Origin of the sequence: Sphingobacterium sp. B16(2022) (genome assembly GCF_012030425.1) — a bacterium.
Lineage (GTDB): Bacteria > Bacteroidota > Bacteroidia > Sphingobacteriales > Sphingobacteriaceae > Sphingobacterium > Sphingobacterium anhuiense.
Genome location: NZ_JAAUVN010000001.1, coordinates 1222800 through 1239677, shown reverse-complemented (window position 1 = coordinate 1239677; position 16878 = coordinate 1222800). Strand labels below are relative to the sequence as shown.

The following is a 16878-nucleotide window of genomic DNA, read 5'->3' as shown; positions in this document are numbered from 1 at the left end:
TCCTTGTTTTAAAACTGTTGAGATAGGTGAATTTTAGAAAGAAAGTAGCCCACCTTAATATTCATCAGATAGGCGTACAAACTCTTCACTCCAATTGGTGCCTACTTTGTGTCCCAGTCTAACGATAACCAAGTTTTTTTGTGGATTCACATAAATATATTGTCCAAGGATACCCCGCGCCATAAAATCGCCATTCTGTGTAGGCAACCACCATTGGTACTGATAGTTTTTAGAGCTTCCACCGGTACTGTCAACTCGTGTAGATTCCTTCACCCAATCTGCGGGAACCAACTGCTTTCCTTCCCAATTCCCCTGATGAAGGTACAACCGTCCCAATTTTGCAAAATCACGTGCCCGCGCATTCAGGCAACAAAAGGTTTTCTCTATACCGTCTTTCTTTTGATCGATACTCCAGGAGGCAGCATACTCCATCCCTACTGGTTGCCATATCTTTTCTTGCAGATAATCAGTAATTGATTTTCCTGCTAATGCATGGTCCAGCACCAACCCTAAAATCTGGGTATTACCACTCGCATAGGCAAAGCGGGTTCCGGGCTCTGCTTCCAGCTTTAGATTCTCGGTACTCTTGCGCAAACCAAGGCCATAATAAAATGTGGCGACTTCTCCAAAAGGATTGTAGTAACCTTCATTAAATTTAAGACCTGAAGTCATTTGTAACAAATGCTCTATCGTCACCTTATCAAATCCATTTTTTGCCATTTCAGGGACATATTTACTTACCGGATCTTGAACAGAACTGATAAGCCCGTCGTCAATGGCACAACCGATGAGCATCGAAGTAACGGACTTAGCCATAGAAAACGAAGGCACAATTGAAGCGGTATCATAGTCATCAAAATAACGTTCATAAAGAATACTATCATTGCGGATAACCAAAAAAGCGACAGATTTTGTCTGATCTAAAAAATTATCAAACGAAAGCTCTACCTCTTCATATATTCTATTGCTCGGAACCGATTCCTTACTTGCAGTATAGAAAGTAAAAGGCTTTGTAGAAGCTTGTAGCTCCCGGGTGGGAAAAATTTTGTAATCATCAATGTCTGCAAAATTATACCATATGAAACGACCAAATTTACAACTTGACAACATGGTCAGCATACAAATTGCCATAAAAATGAATACAAATTGATTTCTGTTCATATAGAAGGAATTTAAAGGCGAAAACAGTTAATTATCTAATATACAACTTACTTACTAAAGACCAAATCGTATTGAAACTTATTTAAAAAAGACTTCAGTTAAAAATTTATTTGGCCAACAAAGGAAAAGGATTAGCTCATTTTTGTCCATCAAAGCTTCAATTTTTAACGTCGGATATTTAGTATCCAAACGAATTTAAAGCTTTAGCTTTGCTTCAATCTGCAGATTTCTCTTTTCAATTTCCTCTAACATATGCATGATTTCGATAACAAAGGGATGACTAACAATTGAAATAACAGGTTTTTGGCCTAACTCATTAATACAATAGAAATCCAATAGCTGCAACAAACTTCGAATTGTACCGACAGTGCCCTGCCAATAATAAAAGTTTTCTTTTTTATGATTGATATTGCTTAATACCACATCTTTATTTATAATCAGTGATAAAGGCTTACCAATATTATCTTGTACGTAACTAATTAATAATTCCCCTTCTTCATTTTTATCTGCCGCCAAAAATAAACCAATTGCCTTACGTCTTTCTTTATTTAGAAATATACACATCGAAAGCTGAAGTTGATCTACTAACTTTTTAGTATAAAATGATCCTAAGATTAAATCACAATTATTATCCATCATCAAAAAACAACTTTGTAATCCTGTTCATTATAATGTAACAACCACAAAAATAAAGCTTTAAATTAATAATGCAATAGAATACTCTCAAATAAGGGAAAATTAATGTTTAAAAAGTTCATGATTATGATGTTTTCATATATAGAAACAACTGGATTTATTGGAATCCGTAGTTTTAGCTACGTCTCAAAAGAGTGGAAATATGAATTTTAAAAAATACAAATCGTTTTATAGTGAAATTGTAATAACGACTATTAAATTTGATTTTCTTAACTTTTACCGATGGAAACGAAAATGGTCTCCAGCATTTCAGAATTCAATAATGAACTTAAATTGCAAGGTTTTGTAGCATTTCAAATTGATGATGACCGTAATGCTAAGCGTTTATACGGCCACAAGTAGAACAAGATATTACCGAAAGACTTTCTGGTGGTGCCACATAACATTTGACCGCATATTAAAATAATCAATTAAAAACTGCTTTAAATGCCTCTGACCAACTATTAAAGAAAACTCGATGAATGAAGGAAATAGATTGATGTAATTCTTTCAAATTTTTTCAAACTATTTTAGGCAACAGGTGTTCTTTTTATAAGAAACAATAACAAACATACTTTCCCAAAAAAGTGTAAAATGATAAATGACGGTAGTACAGTAATAAATCCAATTGACCCATAATCTTTTGGATGACGAAACAAAAAAGAGGAAACGATAAGAAACACAAAAATTACTGTGCAGTTAAACGCCAAGATAAAGGGTCTAATGAAAATTAGACCCTTTTGATGTTTATGAAGGGCATATACTTTTCATTAAAGATAGCCATTACTAAAAAAATTATGGTTCTCCTTATGGATTTGATGCATAGTAATCCCAGATCTCCTTCGAAATTGCTGCAATTACATTTATGCCTCTTTGTTGGGGCGCCTTAAAATCAGAGACAAATACTGCTATTGCGAGATGTTGACCATTGGGTAATGTGATAATACCGATGTCATTAAATGCAGCCATTATCCCCTCTTTGTTAACTCCTGACGCACCCGTTTTATGAATTAATTCAGCTGTTGGTGGTAGAAGAACTGTAATTCTTTTGCCCCAATCAGGCAATTCTCTCATTATCTGGATAAGAAAATCGTTGCTCGTTTTTGAGAGTAATTGCTGGTTATATAAGAGCTGCAGCAATTTAATCGCTCCTGCAGGTTTGCACCAATTTTTATATTGTAACGCCCAATCTTTTTCCATCTCTCCTTCGGTATAGACGATCGAGATATCTTTTACACCTGCATGATGGAGATATTGATTTACCGCAACTGGGCCACCAGCGACTTTTGTATATAGAAAATCACAGGCATTGTTATCACTCTTTGAAACGGCATAAGTTAACAGATCAGCTAAAGTGACATCAAGATCCTGATTAGGGAAATCTTTTACCATCGGACTCCATGTGTTGGTATCCAAAGATGCTTTCGGCATATGAAATTTATCACTGAGTTTCAGTTCGCCCTTATCTACCTTATCTAGAATAGCAAAAGCAAGCGGAAACTTGAAAACACTCATCATTGGATACTCATGGTTCCCGTTTATGATGAAACCACTTTTAAAATCCATTCCCTGTACCCCTACTCCGATATTTCCTCCAGTAGTATCTATAATGTGTTTTATCCTTTCTTGAAGTTGCTGAATAGACTTCTTTTGTTGACCGAGCATCAGCTGTGGAATAAACAATAGTACAACTAAAATGTACTTCATATTTTTGAAATTGACCATAAAAGTAAAAGTATAAAAAACGAATAAATGTTGGTTTAGTATGTGTGAAAATTTTTAAGGATAAACTTTTCAGCAAACTTACTGTCTTCCACCCCCTTAAAATAACAAACAAAACCATTCTTCTCAAGTAATTTTCTTGATGCCTGATTCTCTGGATCGATAATGGCAATCACATCCATGCCTGGGAATGAATTATTAGCTTTATGGACGAGCCGTTGTAGAATTGCTGATCCATAACCCATTCGCCAAAATTCTCTCTTAAGAACATATCCTATTTCAAGAATTGCAGCATCGTATTTATAGCATTCCAATGAACAATTTCCTATAAATTCGTTTTTCTGATTAACTACCTTAAAAAATCCTAAACTTTCCTCTACAGCATTGATTTCAAGCATTGCGTCAAACTGTAATCTAGCCTCGATTTCCTCCCACTCGATTCCAGTTATGTATCTCATTGTCTCCAAATCACTGACCAGTCTTTTGAAATAATCAAAATCTGCTGCTACATATTTGACTAAGGTTATCTGCATATTTTATATTTCTAAAATGAAACTCCGCGCATGTGGCTTTTCTACTTTAACTTTCATAAAACTTATCGACGCGTGTTGTAGGGACTGATCTTATTAGATAGCGGGCCACATATAATGACCCGCTGCTTATATACTATATTAATTTTTGAATTGATATAAATTAAATATCTTCGAAAATTAACGATCAGACATTGTCTTTTGTTGAAGGTCATCATACATACACTGATAGACTATTGTTGGAAGATTATTCTTCGTGGATTCAGAAATGACATAATGTGTTAGCGATGCCAGCTCTGTTTGTGGTTTTTTATTGATATAGTCTGTATGCATAGATGATGTCGCATCATAGGGCATCTGTTCCATTTTATATAACGTTTCATTCACAATATCTTTTGAAACCACAATCCCTTTTCGTAGTGCTAAGGCTTCAACTTCTTGAATAAGCCTAATAACAGCATGCCTTTTTTCTGGATCTTCTATAACTTGACCAATCGAGCAATCGTAATAAGAGGTAGCCGTCGCCATAGAAGATATAAATATGAACTTATCCCATATTATTTTTTCTATTTTATCTGAATAATTCACATGGATATCGGCTTTTTGAACAAGATCATGTAACCTTTCTAGCCGTACATCATGTTCTCCATCTAATCCAAAATTCATGGTACCCCATTTCCCCGTTACTTCAATAACTCCGGGCGCTTTCAAACGAGATACAATATAGGCGCAACCATCGACAACTAAATTATTTGGATAGTATTTCTTAATACGCTCTTTACTGTCGACGCCATTCTGCAGTGGTATAAAAACTGTGCTTGGGCCCACACATGTATGTAACGAACTCACTGTCTCTTCAAGATCATACGATTTGGTGCATAGGAATATATAATCCATCGTATTGAACTCTTCCACCTGATCCGAAGCTTTATAAGGTTTGATTGTAAAGGTCTCTTTTTCCAAAACAACAGTTAATCCCTGTTGCTGTATTTCGTTAAGGTGATTTCCACGTGCCAAAAAATTAATATAAATATCGCTGTTTTCATACTTTCGTGCTAACATGGCACCGAAATACCCGCCTACTCCGCCTAATCCCACAATTAATATATGCTGTTCCATTGTTTGTTTAACTATGTTTATCAATAAAAATAATCAAAAGTGAATATAAACTAAGTTTTGTCAATTTTATAAATAAAATCAAAGTATAGAAAAAGAGCTTATGAATTGTAAATTTCATAAGCTCTTTTCTATTCATTTCTATTTTAGTATTGATCTCTTTAACTATTTATAATAGTTTATCAAAAAGACCCCATAGCCTTCATTATCCAGAACCAACTCTCCATCTTTTAAGATACTACCATCTTTACCTAGAATTGACATCTGATATTTCGCTCCGGGTATTCCGCCGTCGATGGATACGGAAAAGCCTGCTCCCCCCACAGCATCTATCAATGTTACTGTCTTTTGCCAAGGAACGCTAACAATCTCTTCATAGTTATCTGGAATATTGTAAGGATCTGTAATTGTAGGGGTATATTGAACTTGTGCCGTTGTGGCAGGTCCCTTTAAAGTGTAAGTGATCTGATAGCTTGATGAATCTGAATCAGATTCTTTTGAACAACTGCCGCAAATAAAACTAACGACACACACCATCAAAAATATTTTAATAGCTCTTTCCATATAAAGTTTTCTCTTTTAAACCAAATATCATACCAACGGAGCCATATATGTATTTTTATAATTAACCCGGAGATGGTAAGTTATCTGCATGAAACGCTATCAAAGCAATTTCTCTAGGAATAAAGATATACTGATTAATGAAGGTAATGCCGTACTTGTTGATATCATTACCCATACATTTCCTCTAAACTATAGGACACTTCCATATAATGCCAAAAGAAAGGAGATATTTTTATTGTATGTATTCTTTAGAGTCGTTTATTACTTAGGAAGGGGTTACATTTTGGTCAAGGATTTTTTTTCCTTATCATACCTATATTCATAACTCTTCTCTTCATCAGATGGTTGTCCTCTAAATAAATTCTTATTTCCCCAGTTGGGAGTTAATTTTAAAAAACTTGGTGCGATGATCCAGTTTCCATCCAAACCAATAATTCCAAATAATTCGGTCTTTTTATCCTGTGCGACAGCGCAAGCACATCTTTCATAAAAGGTTTCAGGCACTCCATCAGACTGGTCAACGGAATTACGCAAATAGTGCTTTCTGTCTAATTGTGTTTTATCCCAAAATACGATAGATGCTTTCTTAAAATCAGAAACAAAATATTCAGTTAGAAACAAAGAGTTCTCCTTGCGCTGTAAGTCTGCAATAATCTGCTCATATGAAAACTTATTATAGGCTTCTGCACATGTAATTTTATCATTCTCAAGTTGTGTTATGGCATTTTTAATAGCTGCTATATAAGGTCCGAGGTACTCACTTTTATAAGCAGCTCCGTTTCCAGACATCACTTTTGACAATTTGTGACCCTGTGCATTTTCTGCTTCAATTTTTATGACATGCCGCATTGATTCAGGAACTTTGACGCGTACATATCCATTGCCATAGTGTACGATTTCGATTTGCCCTGCAGAGGTCTGTATGGTTTGTCCTGCTGTACTAATTTCATAAATAATTTCCTTGCTTAAATTGGTCTCCATACTATAATCAAAGCTTTTGATTGGTTTTGTGCCTTTAAGTACCAACGTTTGATGACCAAATTGCGGGGAAATTATTTTATCAACCGAAATGTCTTCGCCCCCTTCGATTGTTCCATCTAAAAAGTATATTTTTTTTACTTTAAAAATTGCATCCGGGATGTTATCTACGAAATCTAAAGTAAAATTATATCCATCTCCAAGGATATTGGATATATTAAATCGATCAAACCGGACTTCAATTAATGTATTAGGATATACATATTTTGTTATTGGCGGATATCCTTTGGGAAAAAAATAGCTTTCCTCTATCTTGCTATCATTTTGCGTCAGATCTTGCAGATCACTAAAATTAGCCCGTAAATCTCGGAGATCCGAGGGTTCATATTTATCGGCATGCAAGAAGTTATCAAGCAACAGTAGATTATCATTGAGCATATCAAGACATTCCTGCTTGGATTGACCATTTGAACAATTACTGCTGGTTAGAAAAAAAAGTATAATAATTATTTGATATATTCTTTTCATATTTATCTTTCTAAATTTTTAATGATCTAAACTATTGGTAATTTATTGTTACTGGCTCAGATATAATCCTTAACAGGGACTAAATTAATGTATGAAATGATAAAACAAGAAGATATTTACAATACGTTTTATCCCTTTTACGATTTGATCAGGTTTACTTGTTTACACTTCACGCTCATTGCACTCCAATTCCCATAATCCTTTTGAAGGAGTATGTCTTTTGATCGTAACCAACCATCGTGAAGTTGATTAAACTGCTCGTAAACAAAATCTCATGGAGTGAGATTAATAAAAAAATGTAATTTAGTCAACCGAACTAGAAAACGAAATGTATAACAACAGAATCCAACTGCAAATCATCTTTTTTTTCAGTGTAATGATTTGCAATTTTTCCCATGCGCAAACACATTTATATAACGAAATGTCTATTGATAGCACCAGGTTTACAGAGACTAGAAATATACTGAGCGCATTACCCGTAGATATATTTCAAAAAAAAGTATTTACAAATGAAAGTACTAAAATCCCCTATCGATTCCTTTTTCCGAAGAACTTTACTACAACTAAAAAATATCCGCTTGTAATTACATTTCATAATTCTTCAAGACAAGGCAATGATAACGAAAATCAATTGGAACATTTAGCTCGAACTTGGGTAAGGGATGATATCTTTGACAAATTTAATTGCTTTGTATTAGCACCTCAATTTGAACAGCGTTCCTCTACCTATTCGCAGAATGCGGAAGGGATGTTGACAGCTAGTCCATCAAAAGATGCTATTCAAATTTTGACTCTGATTAAAAAACTAGAAAAGGGACATCCCAATATTGACTTGAATCGAATTTATCTAATTGGCTATTCTATGGGCGCATCAACAGCTCAAAATTTGATCAACCTAGCCCCTGAAAAATTTGCCGCAATAGTTTCTATAGCCGCTGTTCCTGACTTATCAAACCTTGATAAACTAAAGCATAAGGATATTTGGCTAATTCATGGAGAAAAAGACACAAGTAATCCATACAGCGGAAGCGAAGTATTATACAAAAAATTAGATGGTAATGCCAAGCTTGTCTTCACAACGTTTAAAAATCTCGATCATAACAACATTGTAATCCCTTATTTACTAACAGATGAACTTCAGAAATGGCTATTTAGTAAACAGCTATAGATTTCAGGAAATTGATTCGATTTCATTGCACTGTGCATAGCTCCTGTCATTGTTCTGTTGAATACCTTCTGTTTTTAAATCCTTAATGAAAAATTATTGTCGATAGCTGTTTGGAAGATCGTAAAAGATCTTTTTTATCAATTTTGATATATATTCAGTTCAAAAAAGAATTTAGAACCTTTTCCTAATTCACTTTCTGCCCAGATCTTGCCCCCATGGCGCTCAATAATTTCCATGCTTAGATATAACCCAATACCGAATCCAGAAACAGTCGTATCGCCCACTCGGTAATATCTCTCAAAAAGCCTTGATAAATCTTCTTGTTTTATGCCGATGCCCTGGTCAGATACCATAACCCGTGCCCTTGTACCAATTTGCTCAACAGTTACCCAAATATCACTAGCTGCTGGTGAATACTTGACTGCATTTCCGATCAGATTGTTAAATACCTGTGCTATTTTCTGCCGATCGGCATAAACTGGAATTTCTTCGTCACTAAATTTGGATGTGATTTTATTATTCGGAAATAGAATACGATATTCATCACAGGTTTCCTTAAATAATCCACGAAGATCAAATGTTGATTTTTCTATGTGCATTTTTCCAGATTCCAGACGTGATACGTTTAAGAAACCATTTGTCAAGGAGGTCATTAGCCGGACTTGTTTTAATGAACGCTCTAGCGCATGCTCCGCGAATGCTAAACCATCATCTTGTTTTAGTTTTAACTGTAAAATCTGCAAATAGCCATTTAGGGATGTAAGCGGTGTTTTTAATTCATGGGATACCATCCCTATAAAATCATTTTTACGTTGCTCTTCTTCTTTGATTGACTGAATATCTGTTGTAGAACCGACCCACATGATTAACTCTCCCTGAGCATCAAGCACAGGAGAAGCAACGTTAATATGCCAGATATACTGACCATCTTTATTTTTAAACCGCATCTCCGAAATAAATGGAACTCCAGTTTTGGATGCTTGTAAGAGCCCTTGTTGAAAATTCTCTACTTCATCCGGGTGTATCATCTGAAAATAACCAAAATCACGGAGGTCTTCGAAACTCAACCCTGAAAAATCAAGCCATCCCTGATTGAAAAAAGTTACTTCTCCGTTTGGAAGTGCATTGGATATTTTAACAGGAACAAGATCAGATAACTTGCGAAAATGCTGCTCGCTGATCTCTAATGCTTTTCGTGAATTTACCTGCTCGGTTACATCAACTGCTACAATTACAATATCAGAAACGTTATCATGCTGATCAAAAATAGGCTGGTAGACGACATTAAAAAATAATTGTTTTAATGTCCCTCCATGTTCAAGCAATGCTGGTATTTCATTAGCATAGAATGGTTCTCTTGTTGCAAATACATCATCCAATATTTCAAGAAAAGGCTGACCATCAAGTTCAGGTAATGCCGACGCTAATGGAAGACCCACAATTTCTCTGGTCTTACCCCAGACTTCAAGTATTTTTTCATTAGCGGTCTCCACGATCAGTGTTTTACCCTGAAGCACGCCAATTGCCACGGGTGCCTCCTGAATGAGAAACTTAAATCTGGATTCACTTTGGGCAAGCAGTTCGTTTGTTTCCGCAAGCTCATTTGCATATTGCTCCAACAGCTTTCTTGCGTGAACACGATCCGTAATTTCGAAAGACATCACCAGCACACCATTTCTATTTCCATCTAGATCTGACAATGGTTGATAGGTATAATCCACGTAGGTTTCTCTCATGGTACCATCAGCGTTTGTGAAAATAACCGGACTTTCCTTTACATCGATCACCTGGCCTGTTTTCATGACCTGACGAAGCTGGCTTGCAAAAGGCTGGTCAGCAAGATCAGGAAGGATTTCAAGGAAGGGTTTACCGACAACTTCCTCTCTTGTTTTCTTCCAATAAGCAAGATTGGAGTCATTGATCATTTCTACGACAAGATCAAACCCGCGGATCACGACTACCGAAGCGGGAAGCATATCCAGTATCTGCAACATGTTGTTACTTTCCTGTTGCGCTTTTCTTCTGCTATGAACGAACGCGGTCACTTCGAAAGCAAAATTAAAAACCCCGTCTACTTGTCCGTTAGAATCAAACCGGGGAACATAACTAAAATCGAAATAACGGTCTGTTGTCGGTCCATCTTCTTCTTTTGAAATAGCGACTAAGCGATCACGAAAAGAAACAGGAAGACCTGTTTTAAAGACATCGGTTAAAGCTTGTGCAATATCGGTATCAACAATTTCGGGAAGAGATTCGAAAAACGGGCGGCCAACAAGTGAGCGACCTGGCAACATGGCTTGATAATTGGGATTTACAAATTCTATTAATAGATTCTCGCCAGTCATGACACTAATCCCAACAGGTGCCTGAAGGAAATAATCGTGCAGACGGTCACGATCTATTTTCATTGCGGTATTTAAAGCAGTATCTTTTTCACGTTCCATGACCTCTTTCGTATTTTCCTGAACCCATATCGCTACCTTATGGACTTTACCGTCAAGATCTACCATCGGTGCATAAACAAATGTTACATAAATAGGCTCCTGCTTATCGTTGCGAATAAGAATCATTGGCACCTGATCGGCATGATAGGCCTTATTATTAGAAACAACATGACATAAAATATCCTCAAATTGCTCCCTCACTTCTGAAAATGTTTCCCAATAAGATTTACCGATTAAATCCTCTTCCCTTCTACCTGCGATCTGGAGAAACTTCTCATTGGCTAATTCGGCAATAAAACCATCCGAATTGAGGATACAAATTCCAATTGGTGCAGTGTCTACTAAGGCTTTTAGTAGATGGTTATCATTAAAATTCATTCATTACAAAATAAAATACGAAAGTAGCTGATTGTCGCGTAGGTAGATGTATCAAAAACTTGCTATTATGCTATAGTAAAGTCCAAAAGCCTGCCCTTCTTAGGCAAATAATATAAACGGTCAATGTCAAAAAAACTGCTATGCTATGTTCTGCTGGTCAAAAATATCATGAATATCTTTATTGTAGAACTATAAATAAAAAATTAATGAAATATACGTATTTATACCTTTACCGCACGTTTTAATTCGTATTATAGCATTACGAGCAGGGTGACGCTTAAAATGATTTCATTTTTATTTCTTAAATTTACTCTCTGTTTCTGATTGAAATAATATTCTGAAAGAATAAGCTTGTAAAAAAATCTAATTCCTCCTCGATATTACATCAAAATAACAATAATATATTATTGAACGTTTTTAATAGCTCTTATGGAATTTTTAGATTGTGAAGATGAGAAAATTACACTATGTGGTCTGATCCAGGATCTCGGTTTTCTATTTGTATTCAATAACAATAAAAGATGCATAGCTGCTAGTGAGAATGTTACTTTACTGTCTAATACTCCTTTAGAAAAATATTTAGATCTTAATATCGATATCATTCTAGCTGCTTTAACGGGCAATGACAAATTAGTCTTTGAAACCGTAGAAGATAGTTTCAATACCTCTATTTTTTACAGATTTACAGAAAAAATAATCATCAATAATGAAAATTATGATTTAAGTATTTATCGCTATAATGATCATACCTATGTGGAAGCGGAGATTTGCAATAAAAATCTGTTAAAACCTAATCGATTGTATTATTATGCTAAATATTTAGAAGAGAATAAAACAGATATCTGGAAATCGCTTACGAATATCATACGCCAGATTATTAATTATGACCGGGTAATGGTCTATCAATTTTTGGAAGACAGCAGTGGGAAGGTTATTGCAGAATCAAAATCGGAAAACATACATTCACTGTTAGGCTATCGCTATCCTGAATTTGATATACCCAAGCAGGCCCGCGAATTGTACACCATCTTTCTTGCCAGACATACTGCAGATATAGATGGAGCTACACATAAAATCATCAGTAATGATCGCGCGGATATCGATTTAACAAAAACAAGCATTAGAGCGCTATCTCCCATCCATCTCCAATATTTAAGAAATTCTAAAGTTAGCGCTAGTGCAAGCTTCTCTATTATAAAAGATGGCAAATTATGGGGACTGGTTACCTGTCAGAATAATACACCGCTACATGTGGATCTTGCCCAGAGGCATCTTTGTACTTTTTTGACCCAATTTGCTACGAATCATCATATTTCTAATTTATTAAAAAAAGATATAGAATTGCAGAATACAATGCATATTCTAGAGAAAGATCTAAAAGGTGATCTTTTAATAAACAGAGATACACATGATGTTCTTGAAAGGTTTGGCGAGAAGATCATGCACATCATGAATGCTGATGGACTGTATTTAAAATATGCTAAAAATGAAAAATCTTTCGGCATAATTCCCGACAGAAATCAGTTGCAGGAAATCCATAATTTCATAAAAAATGACATTGGAATAATTTCCAGCAATCAATATAAATTCAGCAGTGGTATAAACCAACTTCCGGGCGTGATGGCTGCAGAGATATTACCACAATCAGATTGGAAAATATACCTGTTCCGCAAAGAGCGCTTAATAGAAGAGATATGGGCTGGAAAACCTGAAAAGTATCTTCAGTACGATGCAACAAAAAAAATAAGCTTTCCTTCTCCAAGAACTTCTTTTGATGCATGGAAACAAATAACCGGCAATACATCCTCACCATGGCTTAAGATCGAGATATCATTCTTAGAGCGCATTGTTTTCCTTATTCAACAAGCAATTGCCAAAAGGAATGCCGAAATAGAACAACTTAACAAAGATCTTGTCCGTTCTAATAATGCGCTCGATACTTTCAGCTATACTCTGACACACGACCTTAAAAATCCGTTGTCATCCATCAAACTGGGAGCACAGATGTTATTGATGAAAAATGATATTCCAAGGGAGCTTTTACTTAAACTGGCGAACAATATATTAGATGCATCAGCGCTTATTACCGAAATGATCGATAAGGTTCATGAATTATCTAAATCGAATTCGGTTGCATTAAACCTTGAAATCTTGGATCCAAAAAGCAATATCATTTCCATTACTGAGATTGCGAAAAATCAATACGGTGTTGATGGTCTGGATTTTAAAATGGGTGAAATTATTCCTATAAGAGGCGAGCGAACTCTGATCTATCAACTTTTTTTAAATATTATCGGAAATGCGGTTAAGTACAGCAGCAAGCAAGAAAATCCAAAAGTTGAAGTATACAGTACACAATCTGGAACGATGGTAACCTACTTTATTGTAGATAACGGTATTGGAATGGATCTTCAGAAAGAAAATAATATTTTTGATATCTTTCAAAGACTTTCAAACTCCTCAGGATATGATGGTTCTGGAATCGGACTTTCTATTGTAAAAAGAATTATTGATCGATTAGGAGCGGATATTCGAGTTGAAAGTGCTGTAGGAAAAGGAACAACATTTGAGATTATATTTGAGAATGCTGAATAATGTATTCTTCTGTCTTGATCTTTAAGGAACACGATCAGAAATCGTAGCTCCTTATTTTCTATCCTCTTTAATGCTATACAAATTCTCCACTTCTGTGATCAGCTTTTTAATAATTTCAGCTGTAGATTTCCCACTATACCCATTATTAGATTGACCTGTCCAAATACTAACAAACTGGCTATTATTGTTCGCTTTTGCGACTCTTCTCAGTTCGCCGGTTAACTTATTCTGATAAGGATAAGGCAATATATGTCCTTCATCTACTAGATTTGTAAAAACATTTTTGATACCTCGTGCATAACGTCCCGAAAAACTTTTAGTAAGCGCAATAGCTGTTTCATCGACATCCCTTAAACGCTGTTTTTCAAATTGTTCTAACGCACTTTCTGAAGATCCCAAGAGGAGGCTTCCGAGTTGAAATCCTTGTGCTCCCAGGAGTTGCGTAGCCAGTAAGGTCTTGGCATTGTAGATACCGCCTGCATAAATAATCGGTATATTGACGCTATCATAAACTTGAGGTAACAAAGATAAACCTCCTATGGCAGGTATGTCATCGCGACTAAAACTACCCCGATGTCCGCCAGCCTCAAGTCCCTGCACACAAACAATATCAACTCCAGATTTTTCTAAAATAACCGCTTCACTAACAGATGTACAGGTTCCCAGAAGCAGGGTGCCATTATTTTTTAACTTATAAATACTTGGTTCGTCAAGATTACCAAAAGTGAAACTTACAAACCTACATTTTTCCGCAATAAGAGCATCAATTTGGTCATGATAGCTATTGATCTGTATTTCTTCAATGCTGGGCAGATGAACATCGAGATGGTGTTCACGTGCAATATTTTCAATAAAATCTTTGGTTTCAGTATATTTTTCTCTTAACGTATCCGTCAGTTCAGGTATATCATTTACAAAAATATTCACCGCAAAGTTATTTTTTGTCAACTGCTTTGTTGCGCGAATATGTTCAATACATTTTTCAGCAGGCAGGTCGCCCAGGGCAAGAGTACCTAAGCAATCTGCATTAGTCGCCGCAGCTACCATTGCTGGAGTTGTAACACCAAACATTGGTGCTTGTATAATGGGATACTCAACGTCTAATAGTTTGGTTATATTATTTTTCCAGTTCATGATATGGGGTGTTAAATTCCAGCTTTACATCTTATTTAAGAAGTTCATAAACAAATATAAAGCATAATTTTACATCTTTTTAGTCGTTTTTTTTGCTATGTTTTGCATCATACCCTTAAAAATCAAAGCATGGAAAGGCAAAACAGAGTACCAGTACAATCTACCGGATATACCCAGTGGCCGGAATGTTGCTGTTTGGGTAAACGTATCATCTTGATCAATCTTAAATTCTAACCAGGCCTCTCCTGGCAATTTCATTTCGGCATATAACAGTAGTCTACGTTCTTTTTTATCTGCAAGAATTACTCTCCAAAAATCAATGACACTGCCTGTAGACAACGTATCTGAATTTGTTCTTCCTCTTTGTAAACCAACCCCGCCAACCAGTTTATCCAAAAATCCACGAATACCCCATAACCAATCTGCATAATACCATCCTGTTTTCCCTCCTATTGACCAAATATTACGCAAGGCAAGATCCACATCATCCAATTTCATTGATCTGACATCTTTAAAACACCCGTCTTGCGGAACTTCAATAAGTTTAACAAAGCTGTTGGGATACCTTTCTATATTCAGTGCATCTCGCCAGCTCGATATGACTTGATTTTGTTCGATCTTACCAAAGGCCAATTCAATAGCTTGTTCATAACGCATAGGTTTTACATTAATTTTTTCCTGTAGATCATTAGGTTTTGCTATTACATCTACCCGCATACTCTCAACTAAACTACTGGCTAATGGAAACGAAGTAGAGGTAACAAAATATAGCCAATAAGAAGATAACTTGGGTGTCATGACAGGAACGGTAATGATCCAGCGTTTAAGTTTTCGCACTTGTGCGAAACGGAGTAGCATGTCCTTATATGTCATTACATCAGGCCCACCGATATCATAGGTTCTATTAAAGGTAAATTCCTTCATAAGCACTCCTTCTAAAAATGAGAGGACATCACGAATGCCAATTGGCTGGCACCTTGTTTTTAACCATTTCGGAGCAATCATAACCGGTAGCTTCTCGACCAAGTCTCTTATGATCTCGAAACTCGCACTACCCGACCCTACGATAATTCCAGCTCTTAAAGTAGTTAAAGCATAATGGTGCGATTGTAAACGTTCTTCAACATTTAAACGTGATTGCAGGTGTTTTGAAAGCTCTTTGCTATTAACAATACCACTTAAAAAAATAACTTGTTTAATATTTGTTTGTTCGATACTTGCTTTAAAATTAGCAGCTACAGTAAGTTCGGCCTCTGTAAAATCGTTTTCTGAGGATGACATCGAATGCATCAGATAGTAAGCGACATCAATATCCTGCGGAATTTGATCCAAAAAATCATTCTTCAAAAAGTCGACCTCTATCAGTTCAAAATCAAAACCTTCATATTTGCTCCTATCAAAGCGATTCACATCACGAACACAGCATACAACTTGATGTTTTTTGTCAAGCAAGACTGGAAGTAAGCGTTGAGCAATATAACCCGTGGCTCCTGTCAATAGTATTTTCATCAGTAAAGATTTTCATTAAGAAACATATAATCCACCACTTCGTAATAGAATTATCTTCAAGCGTCCTGTGATCGTTCAAGAGTCAGCCCGTTAAATACAACGTCAATAAGTATTATCCATGCCCCATGTACATGATAGATCTTGTACTGGACATCTAAAACATGGAGTAATGTACGTTCACATTTCCATTCCGCCAAGTAAAGATAATAACAATTTGTATCGGTAAAAGTAAGTCTTCTGCTATTTAATTTATGTATTTTTCAATTTTACCTTAAATAAAAACTGATAACTTTTGAAAAAATAATTTGATTATAGTTTATTTATATTTATATTTGAGATAGTATCGGGCATTGTAGTGGTTATTTAGTCCCAGTAA

12 protein-coding genes are annotated in these 16878 nt (G+C 35.6%); 2 read left to right on the top strand and 10 right to left on the bottom strand.

Going from position 1 to position 16878, the window contains the following annotated elements; all coding sequences use genetic code 11:
- Positions 1-54: 54 nt before the first annotated feature.
- The 7 genes from HCX49_RS05440 to HCX49_RS05410 form a co-directional block, all read right to left on the bottom strand.
- Positions 55-1161 (bottom strand): serine hydrolase domain-containing protein, encoded by a 1107-nt coding sequence (locus tag HCX49_RS05440; RefSeq protein WP_132767830.1) that lies wholly within the window; start codon positions 1159-1161, stop codon positions 55-57.
- 195 nt (positions 1162-1356) lie between these two features.
- Positions 1357-1800 carry a hypothetical protein gene (locus HCX49_RS05435; protein ID WP_132767828.1) on the bottom strand — a complete coding sequence of 148 codons (444 nt, stop codon included), beginning with the start codon at positions 1798-1800 and terminating at the stop codon, positions 1357-1359.
- Between the two features lie 843 nt (positions 1801-2643).
- Positions 2644-3543 (bottom strand): class A beta-lactamase, subclass A2, encoded by a 900-nt coding sequence (gene bla / locus HCX49_RS05430; RefSeq protein ID WP_168126420.1) that lies wholly within the window; start codon positions 3541-3543, stop codon positions 2644-2646.
- A gap of 53 nt (positions 3544-3596) precedes the next feature.
- Positions 3597-4091, bottom strand: coding sequence for a GNAT family N-acetyltransferase (locus HCX49_RS05425; RefSeq protein WP_132767824.1), 495 nt, complete (start codon positions 4089-4091; stop codon positions 3597-3599).
- 177 nt (positions 4092-4268) lie between these two features.
- Positions 4269-5207, bottom strand: coding sequence for a ketopantoate reductase family protein (locus HCX49_RS05420; protein ID WP_168126419.1), 939 nt, complete (start codon positions 5205-5207; stop codon positions 4269-4271).
- Between the two features lie 162 nt (positions 5208-5369).
- A complete protein-coding gene (locus HCX49_RS05415; protein ID WP_132767820.1) occupies positions 5370-5768 on the bottom strand; it encodes a hypothetical protein in 399 nt (132 codons plus the stop codon).
- Between the two features lie 276 nt (positions 5769-6044).
- Positions 6045-7274, bottom strand: coding sequence for a hypothetical protein (locus HCX49_RS05410; protein WP_168126418.1), 1230 nt, complete (start codon positions 7272-7274; stop codon positions 6045-6047).
- A 328-nt stretch (positions 7275-7602) separates the two neighbouring features.
- Here HCX49_RS05410 and HCX49_RS05405 point away from each other — a divergent pair, with 328 nt between their 5' ends.
- Positions 7603-8442: a dienelactone hydrolase family protein gene (locus HCX49_RS05405; protein ID WP_206368254.1), complete on the top strand. Its 840-nt coding sequence runs from the start codon at positions 7603-7605 to the stop codon at positions 8440-8442.
- Between the two features lie 137 nt (positions 8443-8579).
- Here HCX49_RS05405 and HCX49_RS05400 read toward each other — a convergent pair whose 3' ends face one another.
- On the bottom strand, positions 8580-11264 hold the full coding sequence (locus HCX49_RS05400; protein ID WP_168126417.1) for a PAS domain-containing protein: 2685 nt from the start codon (positions 11262-11264) through the stop codon (positions 8580-8582).
- Between the two features lie 429 nt (positions 11265-11693).
- Here HCX49_RS05400 and HCX49_RS05395 point away from each other — a divergent pair, with 429 nt between their 5' ends.
- Positions 11694-13859 (top strand): ATP-binding protein, encoded by a 2166-nt coding sequence (locus HCX49_RS05395; protein ID WP_168126416.1) that lies wholly within the window; start codon positions 11694-11696, stop codon positions 13857-13859.
- Between the two features lie 51 nt (positions 13860-13910).
- Here the strand turns inward: HCX49_RS05395 and HCX49_RS05390 are convergent, their stop codons facing one another.
- Both HCX49_RS05390 and HCX49_RS05385 read right to left on the bottom strand, forming a co-directional pair.
- Positions 13911-14993 (bottom strand): NAD(P)H-dependent flavin oxidoreductase, encoded by a 1083-nt coding sequence (locus tag HCX49_RS05390; protein ID WP_168126415.1) that lies wholly within the window; start codon positions 14991-14993, stop codon positions 13911-13913.
- Between the two features lie 69 nt (positions 14994-15062).
- Positions 15063-16502 (bottom strand): SDR family oxidoreductase, encoded by a 1440-nt coding sequence (locus HCX49_RS05385; protein WP_168126414.1) that lies wholly within the window; start codon positions 16500-16502, stop codon positions 15063-15065.
- Between the last annotated feature and the right edge of the window lie 376 nt (positions 16503-16878).